The sequence below is a fragment of the Streptomyces sp. NPDC040589 genome (assembly GCF_055594445.1).
The window spans coordinates 197,009-217,048 of record NZ_JBVIWP010000012.1 but is presented as its reverse complement, the minus strand read 5'-3'; the positions used below and the strand labels follow the sequence as shown (position 1 = coordinate 217,048).

The following is a 20,040-nucleotide window of genomic DNA, read 5'->3' as shown; positions in this document are numbered from 1 at the left end:
GTCGGTCACTGCTCCTGGGGGGCCTGGGGCGGGAGGGTCGTAGGGAAGTGTGTGGTGTCCGTGGTGTGCACGGCCAGCGAGCGGTCCGGATTCAGGCGTACGACGATGTGGCGCCGCCAGGCGGTGTCGTCGCGCTCGGGGCGGTCCTCGCGCCAGTGGCAGCCCCGGGTCTCCTCGCGGAGCCGGGCGGCGGCGACCAGGACGCGGGCCACGCACAGGAGGTTGGTGGCCTCCCAGGTGTCGACGCCGGGCTCGGCGGTCTTGCCGTTCTCGGCGAGGGCGTCGCGGGCGTCGGTGTGCAGTCGCTGGAGCTGGTCGGCGGCCTTGGCCAGGGACCCGGCCGAGCGGAGCACGCCCGCGCCGTCGGTCATGATCCGCTGGATCGTGAAGCGGGCCTCCGCGGTGAGCAGGGGGTGCTCGGGGGTCTCCGGGTACGGGAGCGGGCGGGGCACGCGCGTGAGGAGGCCGTTCTCCGCGTGGCTCGCCGTGATGTCGGCCGCGATGCGCTCGGCGTAGACCAGGCCTTCGAGGAGGGAGTTGGAGGCCAGGCGGTTGGCGCCGTGCACGCCGGTGCAGGCGACCTCACCGCACGCGTACAGGCCGGGGACCGTCGTACGGCCCCGGGAGTCGGTGCGCACGCCGCCGGAGGCGTAGTGGGCGGCCGGGGCGACCGGGATGGGGCTGGTGACCGGGTCGATGCCGTGGGCGCGGCAGGCGGCGAGGATCGTCGGGAAGCGGTGCTCCCACATCTCGGCGCCGAAGTGCCGGGCGTCGAGGAACATGTGCTCGGCGTCCTGCTCCTGCATGCGGCGCGTGATGCCCTTGGCGACGATGTCCCGGGGGGCCAGTTCGGCGAGCTCGTGCCGGCCGAGCATGAAACGCACGCCGTCGGCGTCGACCAGGTGGGCGCCCTCGCCCCGGACCGCCTCGGAGACCAGGGGCTGCTGGCCCTCCGCGTCCGGGCCCAGGAAGAGGACCGTGGGGTGGAACTGGACGAACTCCAGGTCGCTGACTTCCGCTCCGGCCCGGAGCGCGAGCGCCACGCCGTCGCCCGTCGAGACGGACGGGTTGGTGGTCGCGGAGAAGACCTGGCCCATGCCGCCGGTCGCGAGGACCACGGCGGGTGCGTGGACCGCGCCCACGCCGTCGTGCTGGCCCTCCCCCATGACGTGCAGGGTGACGCCCGCGGTATGGCCCTCGGCGTCCGTGAGGAGGTCCAAAACGAGCGCGTTCTCGACCGTGCGCACACCCCGCGCGCGTACCGCGTCGACCAGGGCGCGGGAGATCTCGGCGCCCGTGGCGTCACCGCCGGCGTGGGCGATGCGGCGGCGGTGGTGGCCGCCCTCGCGGGTGAGTTCGAGGCCGCCCTCGGTGGACTCGTCGAACCGGGCACCGGTCTCGATGAGACGGCGTACGGCGTCGGGGCCCTCGGTGACGAGGATGCGGACGGCTTCCTCGTCGCACAGGCCCGCGCCCGCGACCAGGGTGTCGTCGAGGTGCTGTTCGGGGGTGTCGCCCTCGCCGAGGGCCGCGGCGATGCCGCCCTGGGCCCAGCGGGTGGAGCCGTCGTCGAGGCGGGCCTTGGTGACGACGACGGTCTTGAGGCCCGCGGCCTGGCAGCGCAGGGCCGCGGTCAGGCCGGCGACGCCGGAGCCGACGACGACCACGTCCGCGGCGATGGACCACCCGGGCGCCGGCGCGTGCAGTCGTATGCCTGTGCTGGTCACGAGGCGGCTCCGAAGGTGAGGGGGAGATTGTCGATCAGCCGGGTCGCCCCGACCCGGGCGGCCACGGCGAGGACCGCCTCGCCGGTGAAGTCGTGCCCGATCTCGGTGAAGTCGGACGGGTCGACCAGGGCCAGGTAGTCCAGGGCCAGCGGCGGGTCGAGGCGGGCGGCCTCGTCCAGGACCTGCCGGGCTGCGGCGCGGACGGCCGCCGGGCCGCCCGGGACGGCCGTCGCCACGGCGTGCGCGTCGGCCGCCGCGCGGGACTCGCCGATGGCGCTGAGCGCCTCGGCACGCGCGCGCGTGGCGGGCACTTCACGGGCCCGGGCCCGCAGCGCCTCCTGGGCGGCATGCCGGTCCTGGCCCGCGAACAGGGCGCTGGACAGCGCGAGGGCGGTGCGCCGCTCGACGGGCGAGAGGTAGCGGTTGCGGCTGGACAGGGCCAGGCCGTCGTCCTCGCGGACGGTGGGGACGCCGACGATCTCCACGCCGAAGTTCAGGTCCCGGACCATGCGGCGGATCAGGGCGAGCTGCTGGGCGTCCTTCTGGCCGTACAGGGCGACGTCGGGGCGGGTCAGGTGCAGCAGCTTGGCGACGACCGTGAGCATGCCGTCGAAGTGGCCCGGGCGGGCGGAGCCCTCCAGGCGCTCGCCCATGGGGCCCGCGGTGACGCGGACCTGGGGCTCGCCACCGGGGTACACCTCGTCCACGGCGGGGGCGAACACGACGTCCGCGCCGGACTCCCCGGCGAGCTTGAGGTCGGCGTCCAGGGTGCGCGGATAGCGGTCGAGGTCCTCGCCCTGGCCGAACTGCAGCGGGTTGACGAAGACCGTGACGACGACCTCGCCGTCCCGGCCCGCGATGCCGCGCGCGGTGCGGATCAGCGTGGCGTGGCCCTCGTGCAGGGCGCCCATGGTCATCACCACGGCGCGGCGGCCCGCACGCACGCGTGCGTGCAGTTCGCCGGCGGTGCTCAGCAAGGTGGTGGTCATCGGGCGTCCCCTTCGATGCCGTCGGTGCCGTCGCTCGCGTCGGCGAGTACCCCGAGGAGGTCCTCGGCGAGCTCCGGCTTCAGCAGGCCGTGGGCCAGGGCCCGGTCGGCGGTGGCGCGGGCCATCGCCAGATAGCCGGCGACGGTCTGCGGGGCGTGCCGGCGCAGCTCGGTGACGTGGGCCGCGACCGTGCCCGCGTCGCCGCGCGCGACCGGGCCGGTGAGGGCCGCGTCGCCGGAGCGCAGGGCGTTGTCCAGGGCCGCGCCGAGCAGCGGGCCGAGCATCCGGTCGGGGGCGGCGACCCCGGCCGCGCGCAGCAGCTCCAGGGACTGGGCGACCAGGGTGACCAGGTGGTTGGCGCCCAGGGCGAGCGCCGCGTGGTAGAGCGGCCGGTTCTCCTCGGCGATCCACTCCGGCTCGCCGCCCATCTCGATGACGAGGGCCTCGGCGGCCAGCCGCAGCTCCTCGGGCGCGGTGACGCCGAAGGAGCAGCCGGCCAGCCGCTGGACGTCCACGGGCGTGCCGGTGAAGGTCATCGCGGGGTGCAGGGCCAGCGGCAGGGCGCCCGCGCGCAGGGCGGGGTCGAGCACCCGGGCGCCGTAGCGCCCGGAGGTGTGGACGAGCAGCTGTCCCGGCCGTACGGACCCCGTGTCGGCGAGTCCGGCGACCAGGTCGGGCAGGGCGTCGTCCGGAACGGTCAGCAGGACCAGGTCGGACCGCTGCAGGACCTCGGCGGGCGGCAGCACGGGCACGTCGGGCAGCAGTTGCGCGGCACGGCGCCGGGAGGTGTCGGAGACCGCGGAGACGGCGACCGGGCGGTGCCCGGCGAGCTGCAGGGCCGCGGCCAGTGCGGGTCCCACGCGGCCGGCGCCGACGACGCCGACGGTGAGCCGCGCGGGGCGGTCCTTGGGCTCTGGCTGTGGGGTTGTGTTCACTCGACGGCGGCCTTCCCGTTCCAGTCCGCTCCGGGTACCGGACGATTTCTCGTCATGTTAACGCGATCGGTTCGAGGGGTGTTCGGTCGTCCACAGGGTGTGCGGAAATGCGGATGCTCGCACGCGCGTGCGCGGTGCAGGATCCGGGGCATGACTGACACGACGGAACAGGACGAGCAGGCGACCGGGCAGTTGTCGGACCACGAGCGGCGCGCGGGGCTCCGTAGACGGCGGCTGGCCGCCCATCGCGGCGCGCGGCGGGTGTTCGCGCGCTTCGGCTTCCACAAGACGCTCCGGGAGCGTCTGGCGGAGCTGGACGGGGCGGAGGGCCTGTACGACCTGGACGAGCTGTCCGACGTGTACGGCGACGGGGTCGTCGAGGCGCTGGAGACGAAGGTCGCCGGGCTGCTCGGCACCGAGGCCGCCGCGTTCTTCCCGACGGGCACGATGGCCCAGCAGGTGGCCCTGCGCTGCTGGGCGGGCCGCACCGGCAACCCGACCGTCGCCCTGCACGCGCTCAGCCATCCCGAGGTGCACGAGCGGAACGCGTTCAGCGAGGTCGGCGGCCTGCGCCCGGTGCGTGTGACGGACGAGCCGCGGCTGCCCACCGCCGCCGAGGTGCGCGACTTCGAGGAGCCTTTCGGGGCGCTGATGCTGGAACTCCCCCTCAGGGACGCCGGTTTCGTGCTGCCGTCCTGGGAGGAGCTCACGGAGGTGGTGGAGGCCGCGCGGGAGCGGGACGCGGTGGTGCACTTCGACGGCGCCCGGCTGTGGGAGTCCACCGTCCACCTCGGCCGGTCCCTGGAGGAGATCGCGGGCCTGGCGGACAGCGTCTACGTGTCGTTCTACAAGTCCCTCGAGGGGTTCGGCGGCGCGGCGCTCGCCGGCCCGAAGGAGCTGGTGGAGGAGGCGAAGACCTGGCGGCACCGGTACGGCGGGCAGGTCTTCCAGCAGTTCCCCACGGCCCTGTCGGCCCTGGCCGGACTGGAGCGTGAGCTGCCCCGGCTGCCGGAGTACGTCGCCCACGCGCGCGTGGTGGCCGCCGCCCTGCGCGAGGGGTTCGCGGCGGCCGGGGTGCCGTGGGCGCGCGTGTACCCGGAGGTGCCGCACACCCACGACTTCCAGGTCTGGCTGCCGTACGACGCGGACGTCCTCACGGAGGCGTCGGTCCGGACGGCCGAGGAGACGGGCGTCTTCCTGTTCGCCGCCGCCTGGAGCCGGGGCGGTCCGGGCCTGGCCGGCACGGAGGTGTGCGTGCGCTCCCCCGGGCTGGAGTGGACCGCCGAGGACGTGAGGACGGCGGTCTCCGACTTCGTCGCCCGGCTGATCAGCAGGTAGTACGGCGCCTCAAGAGCAGCCACCGGCCCAGGGCGTGGCGGATGCGCTGCCGCACGCGGGCCGGGCGCCCGGCGAGGACCGCGCGGAACTGTCGTTCGTCGCGCCACTCCCGTACGACCCGCCGGTCGTGTGTGCCGGGCGCGGGCGGGGCCGGCTCGCCGAGCCGCTGGGCGCGGTAGACGTCGAGGAGGTGCTGCTGCGTGATGCTCATGGTGAATCGCCTCGGCTGGACGGGGTGATGGAGGTCCGAAGGCTCCGCGGCTGCCCCGGTGCTCCCACCCTGCGCCCACGCCGGGGGCGACGTCGCGTCGATTGACGACGCCCGTCAATCGACGGGGACGCTGTCAGTGGCGGGGTGCACCATGAAGGCATGAGCGTGCACATCGACATCACGGGGCTGCGGCCGGAGGAGATCGCCGTCGTGCCCTCCCCCCTGGCCGAGCTCGGCATGGCGCTGCACGCGCTGTCCGAGCCGGGGCACCATCCTGGTCTCCAGGGCTGGGTGACGGGCGTGACCGCCCGGCTCGACCCGCATCTGGCCGACCGGATGTGCGAGGCCGACTTCCTGTGGCGGTCGACGTTCTCGGACCTGTTCATGCCCTTCGCCGGCGTCCCGGGCGGCGGCACGCTCCCGGGCGGCACGCTCGCCGAGGAGCTGGACCTGCTCGACAAGCTGTCGGACGAGCAGTTCGTGGACGCGGCGCTGGAGTTCACCTGTGCCCTCGGGTACGGCTCGTGCGGGCCCACCGCGCTGTCCGACCCCGAGGTGCGCCGCCGCGCCCTGGACCTGGCCGCCGCGCGCGGGCCCCAGCAACTGCGGTTCAGCCGAAGGCTGCTGGCCGACCCGCCCTCGATCCGGGCCTGGCTGCGGCAGTTCCTCAAGGACTGCGACGAGGCGTTCTTCGCGGAGGCCTGGTCCCGGTTGCGCCATCAGCTCGCGGCGGACGCGCGGCTGAAGACGGACCTCTTCCGGCGCAGGGGCATGGCCGAGGCGCTGGCCGCGGTGTCCCCGGCGATCACGCTCGACGAGGCGGCCGCCCGGATCACGGTCGACAAACTGGGCGGCGACGACGGCACGTCCACCGGTGACGGCGGCCTGCTGCTCGTCCCGACGAGCCTGGGCTGGCCGCATCTGATGGTCCTGCACCGGTACGGCTGGCAGCCGGTGCTGCACTACCCGGTCGGCTCCCCCGAGCTCGCCGCCCCGCCCAATCTCGAACAGCTCGCCCTGCGCATGACCGCGCTGTCCCACCCCGTGCGGATGCGGATGTGCCGCAATCTGGCCCGCAGCGCGTACACCACGGGCGAGCTGGCGCAGGTGCACGGCATGACGGCCCCGGAGATATCCCGGCACCTGGCCGTGCTGAAGAAGGCGGGCCTGCTCACCACCCGCCGCCGCGGGCGCTACGTCCTGCACCAGCTGGATGTGACGGTGGTGGCCCGGCTCGGCAGCGAGTTCCTGGAGGGGATCCTCAGATAGAGGGGAGCCTCGGACAGCCGACGGGAGCCGGCCGGTCGCCGCCCGGCTCAGCCGTGGCCGCCGGCCCGCACCAGCCCCGTCTCGTAGGCCAGCACCACGACCTGCACCCGGTCCCTGAGGCCCAGCTTGGTCAGGATGCGGCCCACGTGCGTCTTCACGGTCGCCTCGGACAGCACGAGCCGGGCCGCGATCTCGCCGTTGGACAGGCCCTGTGCGACCAGCACCATGACCTCGCGCTCGCGGCCGGTGAGCCGCTCCAGCTCCTGGTGCTGGGGCTGCTTCGCGGTGCCCGGCAGCATCGGTGCGAAGCGGTCCAGGAGCCGTCGGGTGGTGGAGGGCGCGACGACCGCGTCCCCGCTGTGCACGGCGCGGATCGCGGCGAGCAGCTCACCGGGCGGCACGTCCTTGAGCATGAAGCCGGAGGCGCCCGCCTTCAGCCCGGAGAAGGCGTACTCGTCGAGGTCGAAGGTGGTCAGGATGAGCACCTTCGGCGGGTCGGTGTCGGCGCAGATCCGGCGGGTCGTCTCCACACCGTCGAGCTTCGGCATGCGGACGTCCATCAGCACCACGTCGACCTCGGTCGACCGCAGCACCTGGAGGGCCTCGACTCCGTCACCCGCCTCCGCCACGACCTCCATGTCCGGCTGGGCGGCGAGCACCATCCGGAACCCGGTGCGCAGCAGCACCTGGTCGTCGACGAGCATCACGCGGATCGTCATCGGGTCCTCTTCCAAGTCTCTTTTGCAGATGGGAGTGTTACGGGTGGGAACGTTGCCGGTGGGAGCGTTACAGGTGTCAGCGAAGGGCGTGTGTGCCGGCGTCAGTTGGCGGGTTTGAGCGGCAGCAGCGCACTGATGCGGAATCCTCCGCCCGGGCGCGGTCCGGCGTCCAGGGTGCCGCCGACCATGCCGATCCGCTCGCGCATGCCGATGAGGCCGTGGCCCTGGCCGTCGAAACCGCCCTCCTCGTACAGCTCGTGCGGGGCGCCCTTGCCGTCGTCCTCGACGAGCAGGCCGAGGCCGTCGTCGAAGTACACCAGGCGCACACTCGCGCCCGCGTTGGGCCCGCCGTGCTTGCGGGTGTTGGTGAGCGCCTCCTGCACGATGCGGTACGCCGTGAGCTCGACGCCGCTGGGCAGCGGACGGGGGGTGCCCTCGACCTTGAAGTCGACGGGCAGTCCGGAAGCGCGGCACTGCTCGACGAGGTCCTCGATCTGCTGGACGTCGGGCTGCGGCACGTACTCGCCGGCCTCCTGGTGCTCCCCGGTGCGCAGCACGCCGAGCAGGCGGCGCATCTCGGCGAGGGCCTGGCGGCCGGTGGAGGAGATGGTCTCCAGGGCCTTCTTCGCCTGGTCGGGAGCCGCGTCGAGGACGTAGGCGGCACCGTCGGCCTGAACCACCATCACGGAGACGTTGTGCGCGACGACGTCGTGCAACTCGCGTGCGATCCGGGCGCGTTCGGCGGCGACGGCGACCTTGGACTGGGCCTCGCGCTCCTTCTCCAGGCGGGTGGCCCGCTCCTCCAGTTGCGCGAAGTAGGCGCGGCGGGTGCGGATGGAGTCGCCGAGCACCCAGGCGAGGGCGAAGGGCACGGTCATGAAGACCGTCAGGGCGATGTTGCCCGCGACGTTCGTCGTCTGATCGCTCGGCCAGCGCAGGTGGGCCACGGGGGCCGCGCACAGGCCGGCGCCCAGCGCGAAGCGGGAGGCCCAGCGCGCACCCTCCACCGCGACGGTGTAGACGATCACCAGCATGGCGAAGTCGGCGGGCCCCATCTCGACGTCGGTGATCAGCTGGGCCACACCGACCCCGGCCGCGAGCAGCAGCATCTTCTCCGGCATCCGGCGGCGCAGCGCGACCACCAGGCAGAGCAGCAGCGTGATCGGGACGGCGGCGGCCACGGGACCGTATCCGCCCGCCACTCCGCCGACCATGGAAATCCCGAGGAGGACCACGGCCCAGGAGCCGTCGACCCACATCGGGTGCCTGCGGAGGAAGTCATAGAGGCGCTGCACGTAACCCAGCGTAGGGAAGCGGAATAGGTGCAGGGGTCAACCGGAGGACCGATCCGCACCGGGCGCACGTACTCCGCAAGGTGGAGTTGCGTTCGTTGTGTGCGCTTACCCTGACCCGGTGACACCAGGTACGAGGCCCGAGTTGCACGAGTGGCGTGGGTGGCGAGCGGCGGCGGACGAGGCGTTGTACGGGCCGGGTGGGTTCTACCGGCGGGAGGAGGGGCCGGCCGGGCACTTCCGTACGTCCGTGCACGCCTCGTCGCTGTTCGCAGGGGCCGTGGCGCGGCTGCTGTGCCGGGTCGACGAGGCGCTGGGACGGCCCGCGGCGCTGGACTTCGTCGACATGGCGGCCGGGCGGGGCGAGCTGGCCGGCGGGGTGCTCGCCGCGCTCCCGGCCGAGGTGGCGGCCCGCACGCGCGCGTACGCCGTCGAGATCGCCGGGCGGCCCGCCGGGATCGATCACCGGATCGAGTGGCTGGCCGCGCCCCCGGAAGGGACGACGGGGCTGCTGTTCGCCAACGAGTGGCTGGACAACGTGCCGGTGGAGGTCGCGGAGGTGGACTCCGCGGGCACCACCCGGCTGGTGCTGGTCCGGGAGGACGGGAGCGAGCGGCTCGGGGAGCCGGTCGACGGGGACCAGGCGCGGTGGCTGCGGCGGTGGTGGCCGCTGCCCGGCGAGCCGGGGCTGCGGGCCGAGATCGGCCTGACCAGGGACGAGGCCTGGGCCTCGGCGGTCGCCACGCTCGACCGGGGGCTCGCGGTCGCCGTGGACTACGCGCACGCGGCGGACGCCCGGCCGCCGTTCGGGACGCTCACCGGGTTCCGGGAGGGCCGCGAGACCACGGCCGTACCGGACGGCTCCTGTGACATCACCGCCCATGTCGCGCTCGACGCGTGCGCGCTGCCCGGCGCGCGGCTCCTCCCCCAGCGTGAGGCGCTGCACGCCCTGGGCATGACCGGCGTACGCCCCCCGCTCACGCTCGCGTCCACCGACCCCATTGCCTACGTCCGCGCCCTCGCGAGCGCCGGGGAGGCCGCCGAGCTCACGGCGGCGGGAGGGCTGGGCGACTTCGGGTGGCTGGTGCAGCCGGTGGGCATCCCCGACGTGCTCTCCGGCTGAGGGCCCGCTGGTCGGGACCTACTTGTCGATGTCCCCGACCACGAAGAACATCGACCCCAGGATCGCCACCATGTCCGCGACCAGCGTCCCCGGCAGCAGCTCCGTCAGCACCTGGATGTTGTTGTACGAGGCCGAGCGCAGCTTCAGCCGGTACGGGGTCTTCTCGCCCTTGCTGACCAGGTAGTAGCCGTTGATGCCGAGGGGGTTCTCGGTCCAGGCGTACGTGTGGCCCTCGGGTGCCTTCAGGACCTTCGGGAGCCGCTGGTTGACCGGCCCCGGCGGCAGCTCGGCGAGCCGGTCGAGGCAGGCGTCGGCCAGGTCGAGCGCGTTGTGCGTCTGCTCCAGGAGGCACTCGAAGCGGGCGAGGCAGTCGCCCTCCTGCCGGGTCACCACCTTCAGGACGTCGCCCAGCTCGCCGTAGGCCAGGTACGGCTCGTCCCGGCGCAGGTCGAAGTCGACGCCCGAGCCGCGCCCGATCGGCCCGCTGACCCCGTACGCGTGCACGGCCTCGGGCGTGAGACGGCCGACGCCCCGGGTGCGGCCCCGGAAGATCTCGTTGCCGAGCACCAGGTCGTCGAACCGGTCCATCCGCGAGCGCACGTCCGCGACGGCGGCACGCGCGCGCGTGGTCCACCCGGCCGGCAGGTCCTCCTTGAGGCCGCCGACGCGGTTGAACATGTAGTGCATCCGCCCGCCGGAGACCTCCTCCATGACGTGCTGGAGTTCCTCGCGCTCCCGGAAGGCGTAGAAGATCGGGGTGATCCCGCCGAGTTCCAGCGGGTACGAGCCGAGGAACATCAGGTGGTTGAGCACCCGGTTCAGCTCGGCGAGCAGCGTGCGCAGCCACACCGCGCGCTCGGGGACCTCCATGCCGAGCATCCGCTCCACGGCGAGGACCACGCCCAGCTCGTTGGAGAACGCCGACAGCCAGTCGTGGCGGTTGGCCAGCATGATGATCTGGCGGTAGTCGCGCGCCTCGAACAGCTTCTCCGCGCCGCGGTGCATATAGCCGATCACCGGCTCCGCGTGCGTGATGCGCTCGCCGTCCAGGACGAGCTTCAGCCGCAGCACGCCGTGCGTGGAGGGATGCTGGGGTCCGATGTTGAGCACCATGTCGGTGCTCTCCGCGGCGCCGCCGATTCCGACCATGGTCTCCGTCGTAGGAGTCATGGACACAGTCTCTCCTACGTACGCTGGCCTCATGGATACGGGGAGTGCGCGGGAGGCGGAGCCGGCGGCGTCCGTCGAGGGCACGGCGGGGGCGGTCGAGGACGGGCCGGTGTGGATCGCGCTGCCGCCAGGGCTGCTGAAGATGCGGCGGTTGCTGCTGGTGGTGTGGCTGGGGCTGATCGCCCTGGCCGCCGGGCTGCTGCCGGGCCTGCTGGCCGGGCCCGCCTGGGCCGTCTTCGCGGTGCTGCCGCTGGCGCTGATGGCCTGGGGCTGGGTGATGATCGACCGCAACTGGCGTTCCTGGCGGTACGCCGAGCGCGCCGACGACCTGCTGATCAGCCGGGGCGTGCTGTGGCGTGAGGAGACGGTCGTGCCGTACGGGCGGATGCAGCTGGTCGAGGTCACCTCCGGGCCCGTCGAGCGGCACTTCGGGCTGGCCAGCGTGCAGCTGCACACGGCCGCCGCGGCCACCGACGCGACCATCCCCGGCCTGGACCCGGCCGAGGCGGAACGGCTGCGCGACCGGCTCACCGAGCTGGGCGAGGCCCGATCGGCGGGGCTGTGACGACGCCCGAGAGCGCCGAGACCGGCCGGGGCACAGAGGCCGGCGGGGCCGCGGGGGCCACCGAGACCACCGGGGGCGCCGGGATCACCGAGCTCGCCAAGCCCGCCAAGACCCCCGAACCCGCCGAACCCGCCGGCGCCCTGGCCGAGCGGCGGCTGCACCCCGTCACACCGCTGCGGCGGGCCTGGGCGCCGGTCGCCGTGGTCATCGGCTGGGCCGTGCACGACCCCGACGGGGCGCAGCGCCATCTGGCCCGGCTGACGACGACCACGCTGCTGATCGGCCTCGCCGTGATCGTCCCGGCCGCCGCCCTCTACGGCTTCTGCTCCTGGTGGTTCACGCACTTCGCGGTGACCGACACCGAGCTGCGCATCCGCACCGGCCTGGTGTTCCGGCGGACCGCGCACATCCGGCTGGAGCGCATCCAGGCCATCGACATCACGCAGCCGCTGCTCGCCCGGGTCGCGGGCGTCGCCAAGCTGAAACTCGACGTCATAGGGACCGACAAGAAGGACGAACTGGCCTTCCTGGGCGCGGACGAGGCACGGACCCTGCGGGCCGAACTGCTCGCCCGGGCGGCCGGTTTCGCGCCCGAGACCGCGCACGAGGTCGGTGAGGCGCCGTCCCGGCAGCTGCTGCGGGTGCCACCCGGTGTCCTCGCCGTGTCACTGGTGCTGACGGGCGCGACCTGGGGGTCGCTGGCCGCGGCGCTCGTCGTTCCGCCGGTGCTGTGGCTGGTCACCCACAGCCTGTGGACAGTTCTCGCGGTCGCCCTGCCGTTGCTGGGCGCGGCGGGCGCGAGCAGTGTGGGGCGGTTCGTCGGCGAGTACGACTGGACGGTGGGCGAGTCGCCCGACGGGCTGCGCATCGACCACGGCCTGCTGGACCGGGCCCACGAGACGGTGCCGCCGGGCCGGGTGCAGACCGTGCGGATCGTGGAGCCGCTGCTGTGGCGGCGGCGCGGCTGGGTGCGCGTGGAGCTCGATGTGGCGGGCTCGTCCAACTCCGTGCTGGTGCCGGTCGCTCCGCGCGAACTCGCGGAGACCGTCGTCGCGCTGGTGCTGCCCGGGGTGACCGTGCCGGAGAGCGCGGCCCTGTCGCCGTCGCCGCGCCGCGCCCGGTGGTGCGTGCCGGTGTGGTGGCGGGGGTACGGACTCGCCGTCACCGACGCGGTGTTCGCGGCGCGCTCCGGGCTGCTGGCGCGGACTCTGGCGCTGGTGCCGCACGCCAAGGTGCAGAGCGTACGGATGACGCAGGGGCCCTGGGAGCGGGCCCGGGGCGTGGCCGACGTCTGTGTGGACACCGGCGCGAACAAGGTGGTGCGGGCGCGGCTGCGGGACGCGGACGAGGCACGCGAGTTGCTGGCCCGGCAGGCGGAGCGGTCCCGGACCGGGCGCAGGGACGCGCTGCCGGACCGCTGGATGGCGTGACCGGCCGAGAACCGAAAAGGCGCGGGCTTCAGGAAACCGCGCTGCGCAGCCCCTGCACGTCGATCTGTTCCGTCTCGTCGTGCGCGGTCAGGTCGATGACCTGGCCGATCCCGCGCGACTCCTCGTCCGCGGGCTTGTACCGGGCCTCGGCCTCGGCCTTGTGCAGGGCGAGGGCCTCCTGGCCGACGACATCCGCCAGGTCCTCGTTCTGCACGGCCTCCAGGGCGGCGCGGGACGTCTCCCGCTTCGCGCCGAAGAAGTCGAAGCCGCCCTCGGTCACCGGGCGCCGCACCGGCGTCTGCGGTGCGACGGCCACCGCGGTCGGCACCGTGTAGTGACCTGAGGAGGCAGACTGCGGGAGTCGCTCGGTCTCGGCCGTGGCGGACGTGCCGGCGGCCGCGCGCTCGTGCCCGTCCACCGCCTCGGACCGCCCCTGCGGCTCGTCCGCGTGCGACGGCTCCCGCAGGTCCGGCTGTTCGTCCTTCCCCTCCTGCGCGGGCTCGTCCTCGTCGTCCTCGGGGGCGCCGTCGCCGTCGCCGTCCGGGCCGCCGTCCGGGTCCGGGGCCGCGTCGCCGTCGAACCGGGCGAGCGCGGCCGCCGCACGCAGGAACAGCCGGGAGCCCTCCGGCGAGAAGACGGCCGGAACCGCCGGCTCCGCCTCGACGGTCAGGTCCTCGACCGCCGCGGCGGGTGCCTCTTCCGTCTCCGCTGAAGCGTCCGCCGTCTTCGCCGCCCCCGCGGGCAGCGCGGCCCGCACCGGAACCGTCGCCTCGATCTCCAGCACCCGGCGTTCCTCGAGGACGCTCGCGCGCTCGGTCTCGGCCGTGGCGTACCGGCGCAGCAGCGCGGCGTGTTCGTTGCGCAGCCCGGCCAGTTCCGTGCGCTTGGCGCGCAGCCGCTGCTCGAGCTTCACGCGCAGCTCGCGGGACTCCTCGAGGTCGCCCTCCAGTTCGGCGACGCGCTCCTCGAAGCGCCACTCGTCGCTCGCGCGCCCGCGCGTGAGGTCGGCGACGCGCTTGCCCGCCTGGCTGTCCCAGCGGCGCAGCACGACCGCGCCGACGACCGCCGTCGCCGCGGCTGCCGCGGCCAGACCGCGCAGCGCCATCGGATCCGTGAACACCCAGGGCCCCAGGGCGCAGACGAGGGAGACGCCTGCGATCGCCGACGGGGGGAGCAGCCTGTGCAGGGGCGGGGAATGGCGGTGTCGTCCACGTGGCATGGCCAGAAACTTACCGCGCGTAGGCGAATCATGGTGAGCCACCCCGCAAAACAAAGCCATACCGAAGTGTTCACACCGCATCAGAACTCGGCACGAAGCGGAATCCCCCCTTCAATCAATTCTCAAGATCATTCCCAACGGACCGCGAACGGTCGCCCAGCCGCCCGCTGATCCACTCCAGCGTCGCCGGAATCTCCCGCCGCCAGGTGTTGAAGTTGTGCCCGCCGCTTTCCAGGACGATCGACGAGATCCGCGTCCGCCCGGTGTTCTTCACCCGCTCGATGAACCGCAGCGTGTCCTTGTAGTTGGACTCGCCCGCCTTGCTGCTGGTGACCAGCAGCGACGTATCGGGAGCGGGCCTGTGCTTCAGGTACCACCACAGGTCGGCGCGATTCCGCAGCCCCTTGTCGCCCTGGAAGAGATCACCTGTCGTGGCGTCGATCGGCGCCTTGTAGTACGCGGAGAGACCGGCCCCCGCGGCGTACACATCGGGATGGTGCATGGCGATCTTCAACGCGCAGTAGCCGCCCGTGGAGTTGCCGATGATGCCCAGCCGGCCCGGCTTTTCGGCCACCCTGAAGTGCGAACGCAACGCGTCGGGCAGATCCCTGGCGAAGAACGACTCGGTCTGCGGTCCGCCCGGGATGTCCACGCACTCCGTGTCCCGGGGCGGCGCCACCGTCGGCCGCAGCATCACGAGGATCGTCGGCCGCATCCGGCCCTCCCGGGCCAGTTCCAGGGCCGTACGCGGGTAGTGGAGCTTCTCGACCAGCGCCGACGCCGTGCCCGGGTAGCCGGTCAGCACGACGGCCGCGGGGAACGAACGGGTGCGGTACCGCGGCTGGAAGTACTCCGGCGGCAGATAGACGTACGCGGGGGTGGCGATGCGGGTCGTCCGGCCCACGATGGCGACCTCCTGGACCCGGCCGCCGGCCTGGGGCTGCGCGCCGCCCGCCCCGGGCACCCGCCGCGTGGCGACCACCTCCAGCGGGCCGTCGCCCCGCGCGTGGTCGACGACGACGCCCTGGTCCTTCTCCTGCCCGAACAGGTCCGCCCAGCTCGCGTAGAACCCGAAGGCCTGGTTGGCGGCGAGGCCCACCGCCGCGAACAGCGCCAACTGCGTGGCCAGCAGCAGGCCGACGCGCCCGCCCACCGCCCGCCAGCCGCGCCGGGCCAGCCGTGGCCACAGCCAGACCGTGCCGGCGAACAGCAGCACGGCCGACAGCGCCGCCAGCAGCAGCACCTTGTTGCTCGTGAGACCCATGGGTTGGTTACCTGTCCGCGCTCTCCGTCCGGCCGCCCCCGCGACCACACCTTCGCGAGGGCTTGTCCCGGACTTTCCTTGGCCTTTGAAACGGCTTTGACGTGGGGAGTGAACCTCTCCCCCCGAGACACCGTCCTAGAGGGCGCAATGTCGCCGGATGCCCGAATCGGTACCGGATCCAAGGTCTCTCGCAGAACTACGGGATGCGATGTCTGTCAGGACAGATGAGGAAATGTCGGTCGAGGTTCCGCGTCGCAGAGGCGACGCGGCTCCCACGGGCCGGGTGAACCGGGTGCGCCGGCTGCTGCGCGGACCGCGCCCCGAGGCCGTCCCCGTCCTGGTCGGCAGAGCGTGCGCCCTCGTGGGTGTCCTGGACATCGCCGCGGGCGTGTTCCCGCGCTTCCGCCACAGCCGCATGCACGCCATCGCCGAGGTACTGCCCGGCGCGCTCGGCCCCTTCGCGGCGGCCCTGTCGCTCAGCACCGGCGTGCTGTTGCTGCTCCTCGCCCACGGCCTCAAGCGCGGCAAGCGCCGGGCCTGGCGCGCGGCCGTCGCCCTGCTGCCCGCCGGTGCCGTCGCGCAGTTCACGTACCGGCACTCGCTCGTGGGCGTGCTCATCTCCCTGGCCCTGCTGGCACCGCTGCTGCGCCACCGCGACCAGTTCGACGCCCTGCCCGACCCGCGCAGCCGCTGGCGGGCGCTCGCCAACTTCGTGCTCATGAGCGCCGGTTCGCTGACGCTCGGCCTGCTCATCGTCAGCGTCCACTCCGAGCGCATCATCGGCGACCCGAGCCTGGCCGACCGCATCACCCACGTCATCTACGGCCTCTTCGGCTTCGAGGGCCCCGTCGACTACCAGGGCAACACCTCCTGGACCGTGGCCTTCTCGCTCGGCGCCCTCGGCCTGCTCACCGCCGTCACCACCATCTACCTGGCCTTCCGCCCCGAACACCCGGCCGCCCGGCTCACCGAGGAGGACGAGGCCCGGCTGCGGGCCCTGCTGGAGCGGCACGGCCACCGCGACTCCCTCGGCCACTTCGCGCTCCGCCGCGACAAGGCCGTCGTCTTCTCCCCCAGCGGCAAGGCCGCCGTGACCTACCGCGTGGTCTCCGGCGTGATGCTCGCCAGCGGCGACCCGATCGGCGACGTCGAGGCCTGGCCCGGCGCCATCGAACAGTTCATGGACGAGGCCAAGGCCCACTCCTGGACCCCCGCCGTCATGGGCTGCTCCGAGACCGGCGGCGAGGTGTGGACCCGCGAGACCGGGCTCGACGCCCTCGAACTGGGCGACGAGGCGGTGGTGGACGTCAAGGATTTCTCACTCGCCGGCCGCGCGATGCGCAACGTGCGCCAGATGGTCAAGCGCATCGAGCGCGCCGGTTACGAAACCCGGGTACGACGTGTCCGTGACCTCGGCGAGGCCGAGCTGGAGCGCATCCGCCGCGCCGCCGACGACTGGCGCGGCACCGACACCGAACGCGGCTTCTCCATGGCCCTGGGCCGGGTCGGCGACCCCGCCGACGGCGACTGCCTCATCGCCACCGCCCACAAGCAGGACGACCACCCCGGCCCCCACGGCGACCTCAAGGCGATCCTGCACTTCGTGCCCTGGGGCACCGACGGCGCCTCCCTGGACCTCATGCGCCGCGACCGCTCCGCCGACCCCGGCATGAACGAACTGCTCATCGTGGCCGCACTCCAGGCCGCCCCCAAGTTCGGCATCGAGCGCGTCTCCCTCAACTTCGCCATGTTCCGCGCGGCACTGGCACGCGGCGAGAAGATCGGCGCCGGCCCGGTGCTGCGCGCCTGGCGCGGACTGCTGGTGTTCCTGTCCCGCTGGTTCCAGATCGAGTCCCTGTACAAGTTCAACGCCAAGTTCCGGCCGCGCTGGGAGCCCCGCTTCGTCGTCTACCGCGCCTCCGCCGACCTGCCCCGCATCGGATTCGCCGCCATGCAGGCAGAGGGCTTCGTCAACCTCGCCCTGCCCCTGCCGCGCTTCCTGCGCCGCCGTAGCCCGGCGGGCCGCCGGCTCTGCGCCCACGGCACGACGACGGAACGCAACGTCCGGGCGGCATGACCGAGCCCCCCGCACGGGGCCGTCACTTGGGCCGCAGCGCCTGACGGCCCCCGCCTGGGCCTACGCTGAACATATGAGCAACCAGAGCGGACGCGGGCGCGTGGCGGGCCTACCGGAATGGGACCGCTGCGCGGTCATGGGAGTCGTGAACGTCACCCCCGACTCCTTCTCCGACGGCGGCCGCTTCTTCGACACCACGGCCGCCGTCAAACACGGCCTCGACCTGGTCACCGAGGGCGCGGACCTGGTCGACGTCGGCGGCGAGTCGACCCGCCCCGGCGCCGCCCGGGTGGACGAGGCCGAGGAACTGCGCCGCGTCATCCCCGTCGTCCGCGGCCTGGCCTCCGAGGGTGTCACCGTCTCCGTCGACACCATGCGCGCCTCCGTGGCCGAACGGGCCCTCGCGGCGGGCGCCGCCCTCGTCAACGACGTCAGCGGCGGCCTCGCCGACCCCCGCATGATCCCGGCCGTCGCCGACGCCGGCGCCCCCTTCGTCGTCATGCACTGGCGCGGCTTCCTCCAGGGCGGCAACGTCAAGGGCGAGTACGCCGACGTCGTCGGCGAGGTCGTGGACGAGCTGCACACGCGCGTGGAGGCCGTCCTGGCCGGCGGCATCGCCCCCGACCGCGTCGTCGTCGACCCCGGGCTCGGCTTCTCCAAGGACGCCGAGCACGACCTCGCGCTCCTCGCGGGCCTCGACCGGATCCAGCGCCTCGGCCACCCGCTGCTCGTCGCCGCCTCCCGCAAGCGCTTCCTCGGCCGGGTCCTGGCCGGCCCCGACGGCCCGCCCCCGCCCGCACGCGAACGCGACGCGGCCACCGCCGCCGTCTCCGCGCTCGCGGCACACGCCGGCGCCTGGGCCGTACGCGTGCACGAGGTACGCGCCACGGCCGACGCGGTACGGGTCGCCCACGCCATCGAAGGGGCGCGTACCACGGACACCGGCGCAGAAGGAGCCCGGTGAGCGCCCCGCACACCGACGTCGAACAGGTCGAGGCCGCCAACACCGCCTTCTACGAGGCACTGGAACGCGGCGACTTCGAGGAACTGGCGTCGCTCTGGCTGGCCCCCTCCGACCTGGGCGTCGACGAGTCGTACCACGACCCGGCCGACACCGGCGTGGTCTCCTGCGTACACCCCGGCTGGCCCGTGCTCACCGGCCGCGGCGAGGTCCTCCGGTCGTACGCGCTGATCATGGCGAACACCGACTACATCCAGTTCTTCCTGACCGATGTGCATGTCTCGGTCACCGGCGACACCGCCCTGGTGAACTGCACGGAGAACATCCTCAGCGGCGGCCCCGCCCCCGAGGGCGACGAGGAGCTCGGCCCGCTCGTCGGCCAGCTCGTGGTCGCCACCAACGTGTTCCGGCGCACGCCCCAGGGGTGGAAACTCTGGTCGCACCACGCTTCCCCCGTTCTGGCCGAAACCGACGAGGACGAGGGCGAAGAGACCCCCTCCTGAGTGGGTAGGCGCCTCACAAGGGCCGGACGCGGGACGACGACGTGGTTGGAATCACGGACCCCCGGGTATGGGCGGCTACCAACCCATGAGCCGCCGGGTTCGCCAGGGGAAACGCTGGATGAATCCTGCCCGGCCCGGTCCGGGCGCCCACCCCCGTGGCCCGGCCCCGCCCGGGCTCGCAGGTAGATTCGACTGAGGCCGGTGTGCCGCCCGCACACGGCACGGACCGGCCGTGACCGACGATTGCAGGAGTGATTCGCGTGGATCGTGTCGCGCTGCGCGGCCTGAAGGCCCGTGGGCACCACGGTGTGTTCCCCGAGGAACGCAGGGAGGGCCAGACCTTCGTCGTGGACCTCGTCCTCGGCCTGGACACCCGGCCGGCCGCGGCCGACGACGACCTGGCGAAGACCGTTCACTACGGCATCGTGGCCGAGGAGGTCGTGGCCGTCGTCGAGGGCGAGCCCGTCAACCTCATCGAGACGCTCGCCGAGCGGATAGCCCAGGTATGTCTGAAGCACGAAGGAGTCGAGGAGGTCGAGGTACGCGTCCACAAGCCGGACGCCCCGATCACCGTCCCCTTCGACGACGTGACCGTCACCATCACCCGGAGCCGAGTATGACTGCACCCTTCCTCAAGGGTCCCAGCGACCCGACCGTACAGCCGGTACCCGCCTCCGTCGTCGACAAGGTCGACGCCGCCGACACCACGCTGAGCAATCCGAAATGGGCCGTGGTCGCCCTCGGCTCCAACCTCGGCAACCGCCTGGAGACCCTCCAGGGAGCCGTCGACGCACTCGAGGACACGCCCGGCCTGCGCATCAAAGCCGTCTCCCCGGTCTACGAGACCGAGCCCTGGGGCGTGGACCCCGGCAGCCAGCCCGCCTACTTCAACGCGGTCGTCGTCCTGAAGACCACCCTCCCGCCGTCCTCGCTCCTGGAGCGCGCGCACGCGGTCGAGGAGGCCTTCCACCGCGTCCGGGACGAGCACTGGGGCCCCCGCACCCTGGACGTCGACATCGTGTCCTACGCCGACGTCGTCTCCGACGACCCGCAGCTCACCCTCCCCCACCCCCGCGCCCACGAGCGCGCCTTCGTCCTGGCTCCCTGGCACGACCTCGACCCCGAGGCACAGCTGCCCGGCCGCGGCCCGGTCGCCGGTCTGCTGGACGCCGTCACCCGGGACGGCGTGACGCCCCGCAAGGACCTGGAACTCCGGCTGCCCGAGTAGCCGTTAAGGTCAAGACGGCC

19 protein-coding genes are annotated in these 20,040 nt (G+C 73.3%); 10 read left to right on the top strand and 9 right to left on the bottom strand.

Translation table 11 applies throughout. The annotated features are described in order from the left end of the window. Positions 1-5: 5 nt before the first annotated feature. Genes ACZ58V_RS37205 through ACZ58V_RS37195 form a run of 3 tightly spaced genes read right to left on the bottom strand, consistent with a single transcriptional unit; the run spans position 6 to position 3,651 of the window. The gene (locus tag ACZ58V_RS37205) at positions 6-1,727 is read right to left on the bottom strand and encodes an L-aspartate oxidase (protein WP_471295626.1); all 1,722 of its coding nucleotides are present in this window, start codon (positions 1,725-1,727) and stop codon (positions 6-8) included. Beyond that, the gene (gene panC, locus ACZ58V_RS37200) at positions 1,724-2,716 is read right to left on the bottom strand and encodes a pantoate--beta-alanine ligase (RefSeq protein ID WP_468192509.1); all 993 of its coding nucleotides are present in this window, start codon (positions 2,714-2,716) and stop codon (positions 1,724-1,726) included. The genes ACZ58V_RS37205 and panC overlap by 4 nt, the downstream gene beginning before the upstream one ends. After that, the gene (locus ACZ58V_RS37195) at positions 2,713-3,651 is read right to left on the bottom strand and encodes a Rossmann-like and DUF2520 domain-containing protein (protein WP_468192510.1); all 939 of its coding nucleotides are present in this window, start codon (positions 3,649-3,651) and stop codon (positions 2,713-2,715) included. The genes panC and ACZ58V_RS37195 overlap by 4 nt, the downstream gene beginning before the upstream one ends. A 150-nt stretch (positions 3,652-3,801) precedes the next feature. On the opposite strand from ACZ58V_RS37195, the gene ACZ58V_RS37190 reads away from it, so the two are divergent. Then, positions 3,802-4,989 (top strand): threonine aldolase family protein, encoded by a 1,188-nt coding sequence (locus ACZ58V_RS37190; protein WP_471295623.1) that lies wholly within the window; start codon positions 3,802-3,804, stop codon positions 4,987-4,989. Here ACZ58V_RS37190 and ACZ58V_RS37185 read toward each other — a convergent pair. Next, positions 4,979-5,200, bottom strand: a complete 222-nt coding sequence (locus tag ACZ58V_RS37185; protein ID WP_468192514.1) for a hypothetical protein — start codon at positions 5,198-5,200, stop codon at positions 4,979-4,981. The genes ACZ58V_RS37190 and ACZ58V_RS37185 overlap by 11 nt on opposite strands. Positions 5,201-5,359: 159 nt before the next feature. On the opposite strand from ACZ58V_RS37185, the gene ACZ58V_RS37180 reads away from it, so the two are divergent. After that, entirely contained in the window at positions 5,360-6,469 is a 1,110-nt protein-coding gene (locus ACZ58V_RS37180; RefSeq protein ID WP_471295620.1) for a DUF5937 family protein, read from the top strand. 47 nt (positions 6,470-6,516) lie between these two features. Here ACZ58V_RS37180 and ACZ58V_RS37175 read toward each other — a convergent pair whose 3' ends face one another. Together ACZ58V_RS37175 and ACZ58V_RS37170 are read right to left on the bottom strand one after the other, a co-directional pair. After that, positions 6,517-7,188 carry a response regulator transcription factor gene (locus ACZ58V_RS37175; RefSeq protein ID WP_382589498.1) on the bottom strand — a complete coding sequence of 224 codons (672 nt, stop codon included), beginning with the start codon at positions 7,186-7,188 and terminating at the stop codon, positions 6,517-6,519. 101 nt (positions 7,189-7,289) lie between these two features. Further along, positions 7,290-8,483 (bottom strand): sensor histidine kinase, encoded by a 1,194-nt coding sequence (locus ACZ58V_RS37170; RefSeq protein ID WP_468192517.1) that lies wholly within the window; start codon positions 8,481-8,483, stop codon positions 7,290-7,292. A 118-nt stretch (positions 8,484-8,601) separates the two neighbouring features. On the opposite strand from ACZ58V_RS37170, the gene ACZ58V_RS37165 reads away from it, so the two are divergent. Then, the gene (locus ACZ58V_RS37165; protein WP_471295617.1) at positions 8,602-9,603 is read left to right on the top strand and encodes an SAM-dependent methyltransferase; all 1,002 of its coding nucleotides are present in this window, start codon (positions 8,602-8,604) and stop codon (positions 9,601-9,603) included. 18 nt (positions 9,604-9,621) lie between these two features. On the opposite strand, the gene ACZ58V_RS37160 is transcribed toward ACZ58V_RS37165, so the two are convergent. Further along, positions 9,622-10,773 carry an NADH-quinone oxidoreductase subunit D gene (locus tag ACZ58V_RS37160; protein WP_215119813.1) on the bottom strand — a complete coding sequence of 384 codons (1,152 nt, stop codon included), beginning with the start codon at positions 10,771-10,773 and terminating at the stop codon, positions 9,622-9,624. Between the two features lie 31 nt (positions 10,774-10,804). Between ACZ58V_RS37160 and ACZ58V_RS37155 the strand changes: the two genes are divergently transcribed. Continuing rightward, positions 10,805-11,338, top strand: a complete 534-nt coding sequence (locus ACZ58V_RS37155) for a PH domain-containing protein (protein WP_468192521.1) — start codon at positions 10,805-10,807, stop codon at positions 11,336-11,338. A gap of 83 nt (positions 11,339-11,421) precedes the next feature. Continuing rightward, positions 11,422-12,768 (top strand): PH domain-containing protein, encoded by a 1,347-nt coding sequence (locus ACZ58V_RS37150; RefSeq protein WP_468193005.1) that lies wholly within the window; start codon positions 11,422-11,424, stop codon positions 12,766-12,768. A 28-nt stretch (positions 12,769-12,796) separates the two neighbouring features. Here the strand turns inward: ACZ58V_RS37150 and ACZ58V_RS37145 are convergent, their stop codons facing one another. Together ACZ58V_RS37145 and ACZ58V_RS37140 are read right to left on the bottom strand one after the other, a co-directional pair. Then, positions 12,797-13,987 carry a hypothetical protein gene (locus ACZ58V_RS37145; protein WP_468192523.1) on the bottom strand — a complete coding sequence of 397 codons (1,191 nt, stop codon included), beginning with the start codon at positions 13,985-13,987 and terminating at the stop codon, positions 12,797-12,799. Between the two features lie 115 nt (positions 13,988-14,102). After that, positions 14,103-15,251, bottom strand: coding sequence for an alpha/beta hydrolase (locus ACZ58V_RS37140; protein WP_471295614.1), 1,149 nt, complete (start codon positions 15,249-15,251; stop codon positions 14,103-14,105). A gap of 232 nt (positions 15,252-15,483) precedes the next feature. On the opposite strand from ACZ58V_RS37140, the gene ACZ58V_RS37135 reads away from it, so the two are divergent. From ACZ58V_RS37135 to folK, 5 genes are all read left to right on the top strand, one after another. Then, positions 15,484-17,328 carry a phosphatidylglycerol lysyltransferase domain-containing protein gene (locus ACZ58V_RS37135; RefSeq protein ID WP_471295612.1) on the top strand — a complete coding sequence of 615 codons (1,845 nt, stop codon included), beginning with the start codon at positions 15,484-15,486 and terminating at the stop codon, positions 17,326-17,328. A 73-nt stretch (positions 17,329-17,401) separates the two neighbouring features. Continuing rightward, positions 17,402-18,292, top strand: a complete 891-nt coding sequence (gene folP / locus ACZ58V_RS37130) for a dihydropteroate synthase (RefSeq protein WP_471295610.1) — start codon at positions 17,402-17,404, stop codon at positions 18,290-18,292. Further along, complete coding sequence (locus tag ACZ58V_RS37125) at positions 18,289-18,792, top strand: nuclear transport factor 2 family protein (protein WP_468192528.1); 504 nt, start codon at positions 18,289-18,291, stop codon at positions 18,790-18,792. The genes folP and ACZ58V_RS37125 overlap by 4 nt, the downstream gene beginning before the upstream one ends. Positions 18,793-19,052: 260 nt before the next feature. Then, positions 19,053-19,412, top strand: coding sequence for a dihydroneopterin aldolase (gene folB / locus ACZ58V_RS37120; protein WP_184594766.1), 360 nt, complete (start codon positions 19,053-19,055; stop codon positions 19,410-19,412). Further along, positions 19,409-20,020 carry a 2-amino-4-hydroxy-6-hydroxymethyldihydropteridine diphosphokinase gene (folK, locus tag ACZ58V_RS37115; RefSeq protein WP_471295608.1) on the top strand — a complete coding sequence of 204 codons (612 nt, stop codon included), beginning with the start codon at positions 19,409-19,411 and terminating at the stop codon, positions 20,018-20,020. Before folB ends, folK begins: the two co-directional genes overlap by 4 nt. The last annotated feature ends 20 nt before the right edge of the window (positions 20,021-20,040 follow it).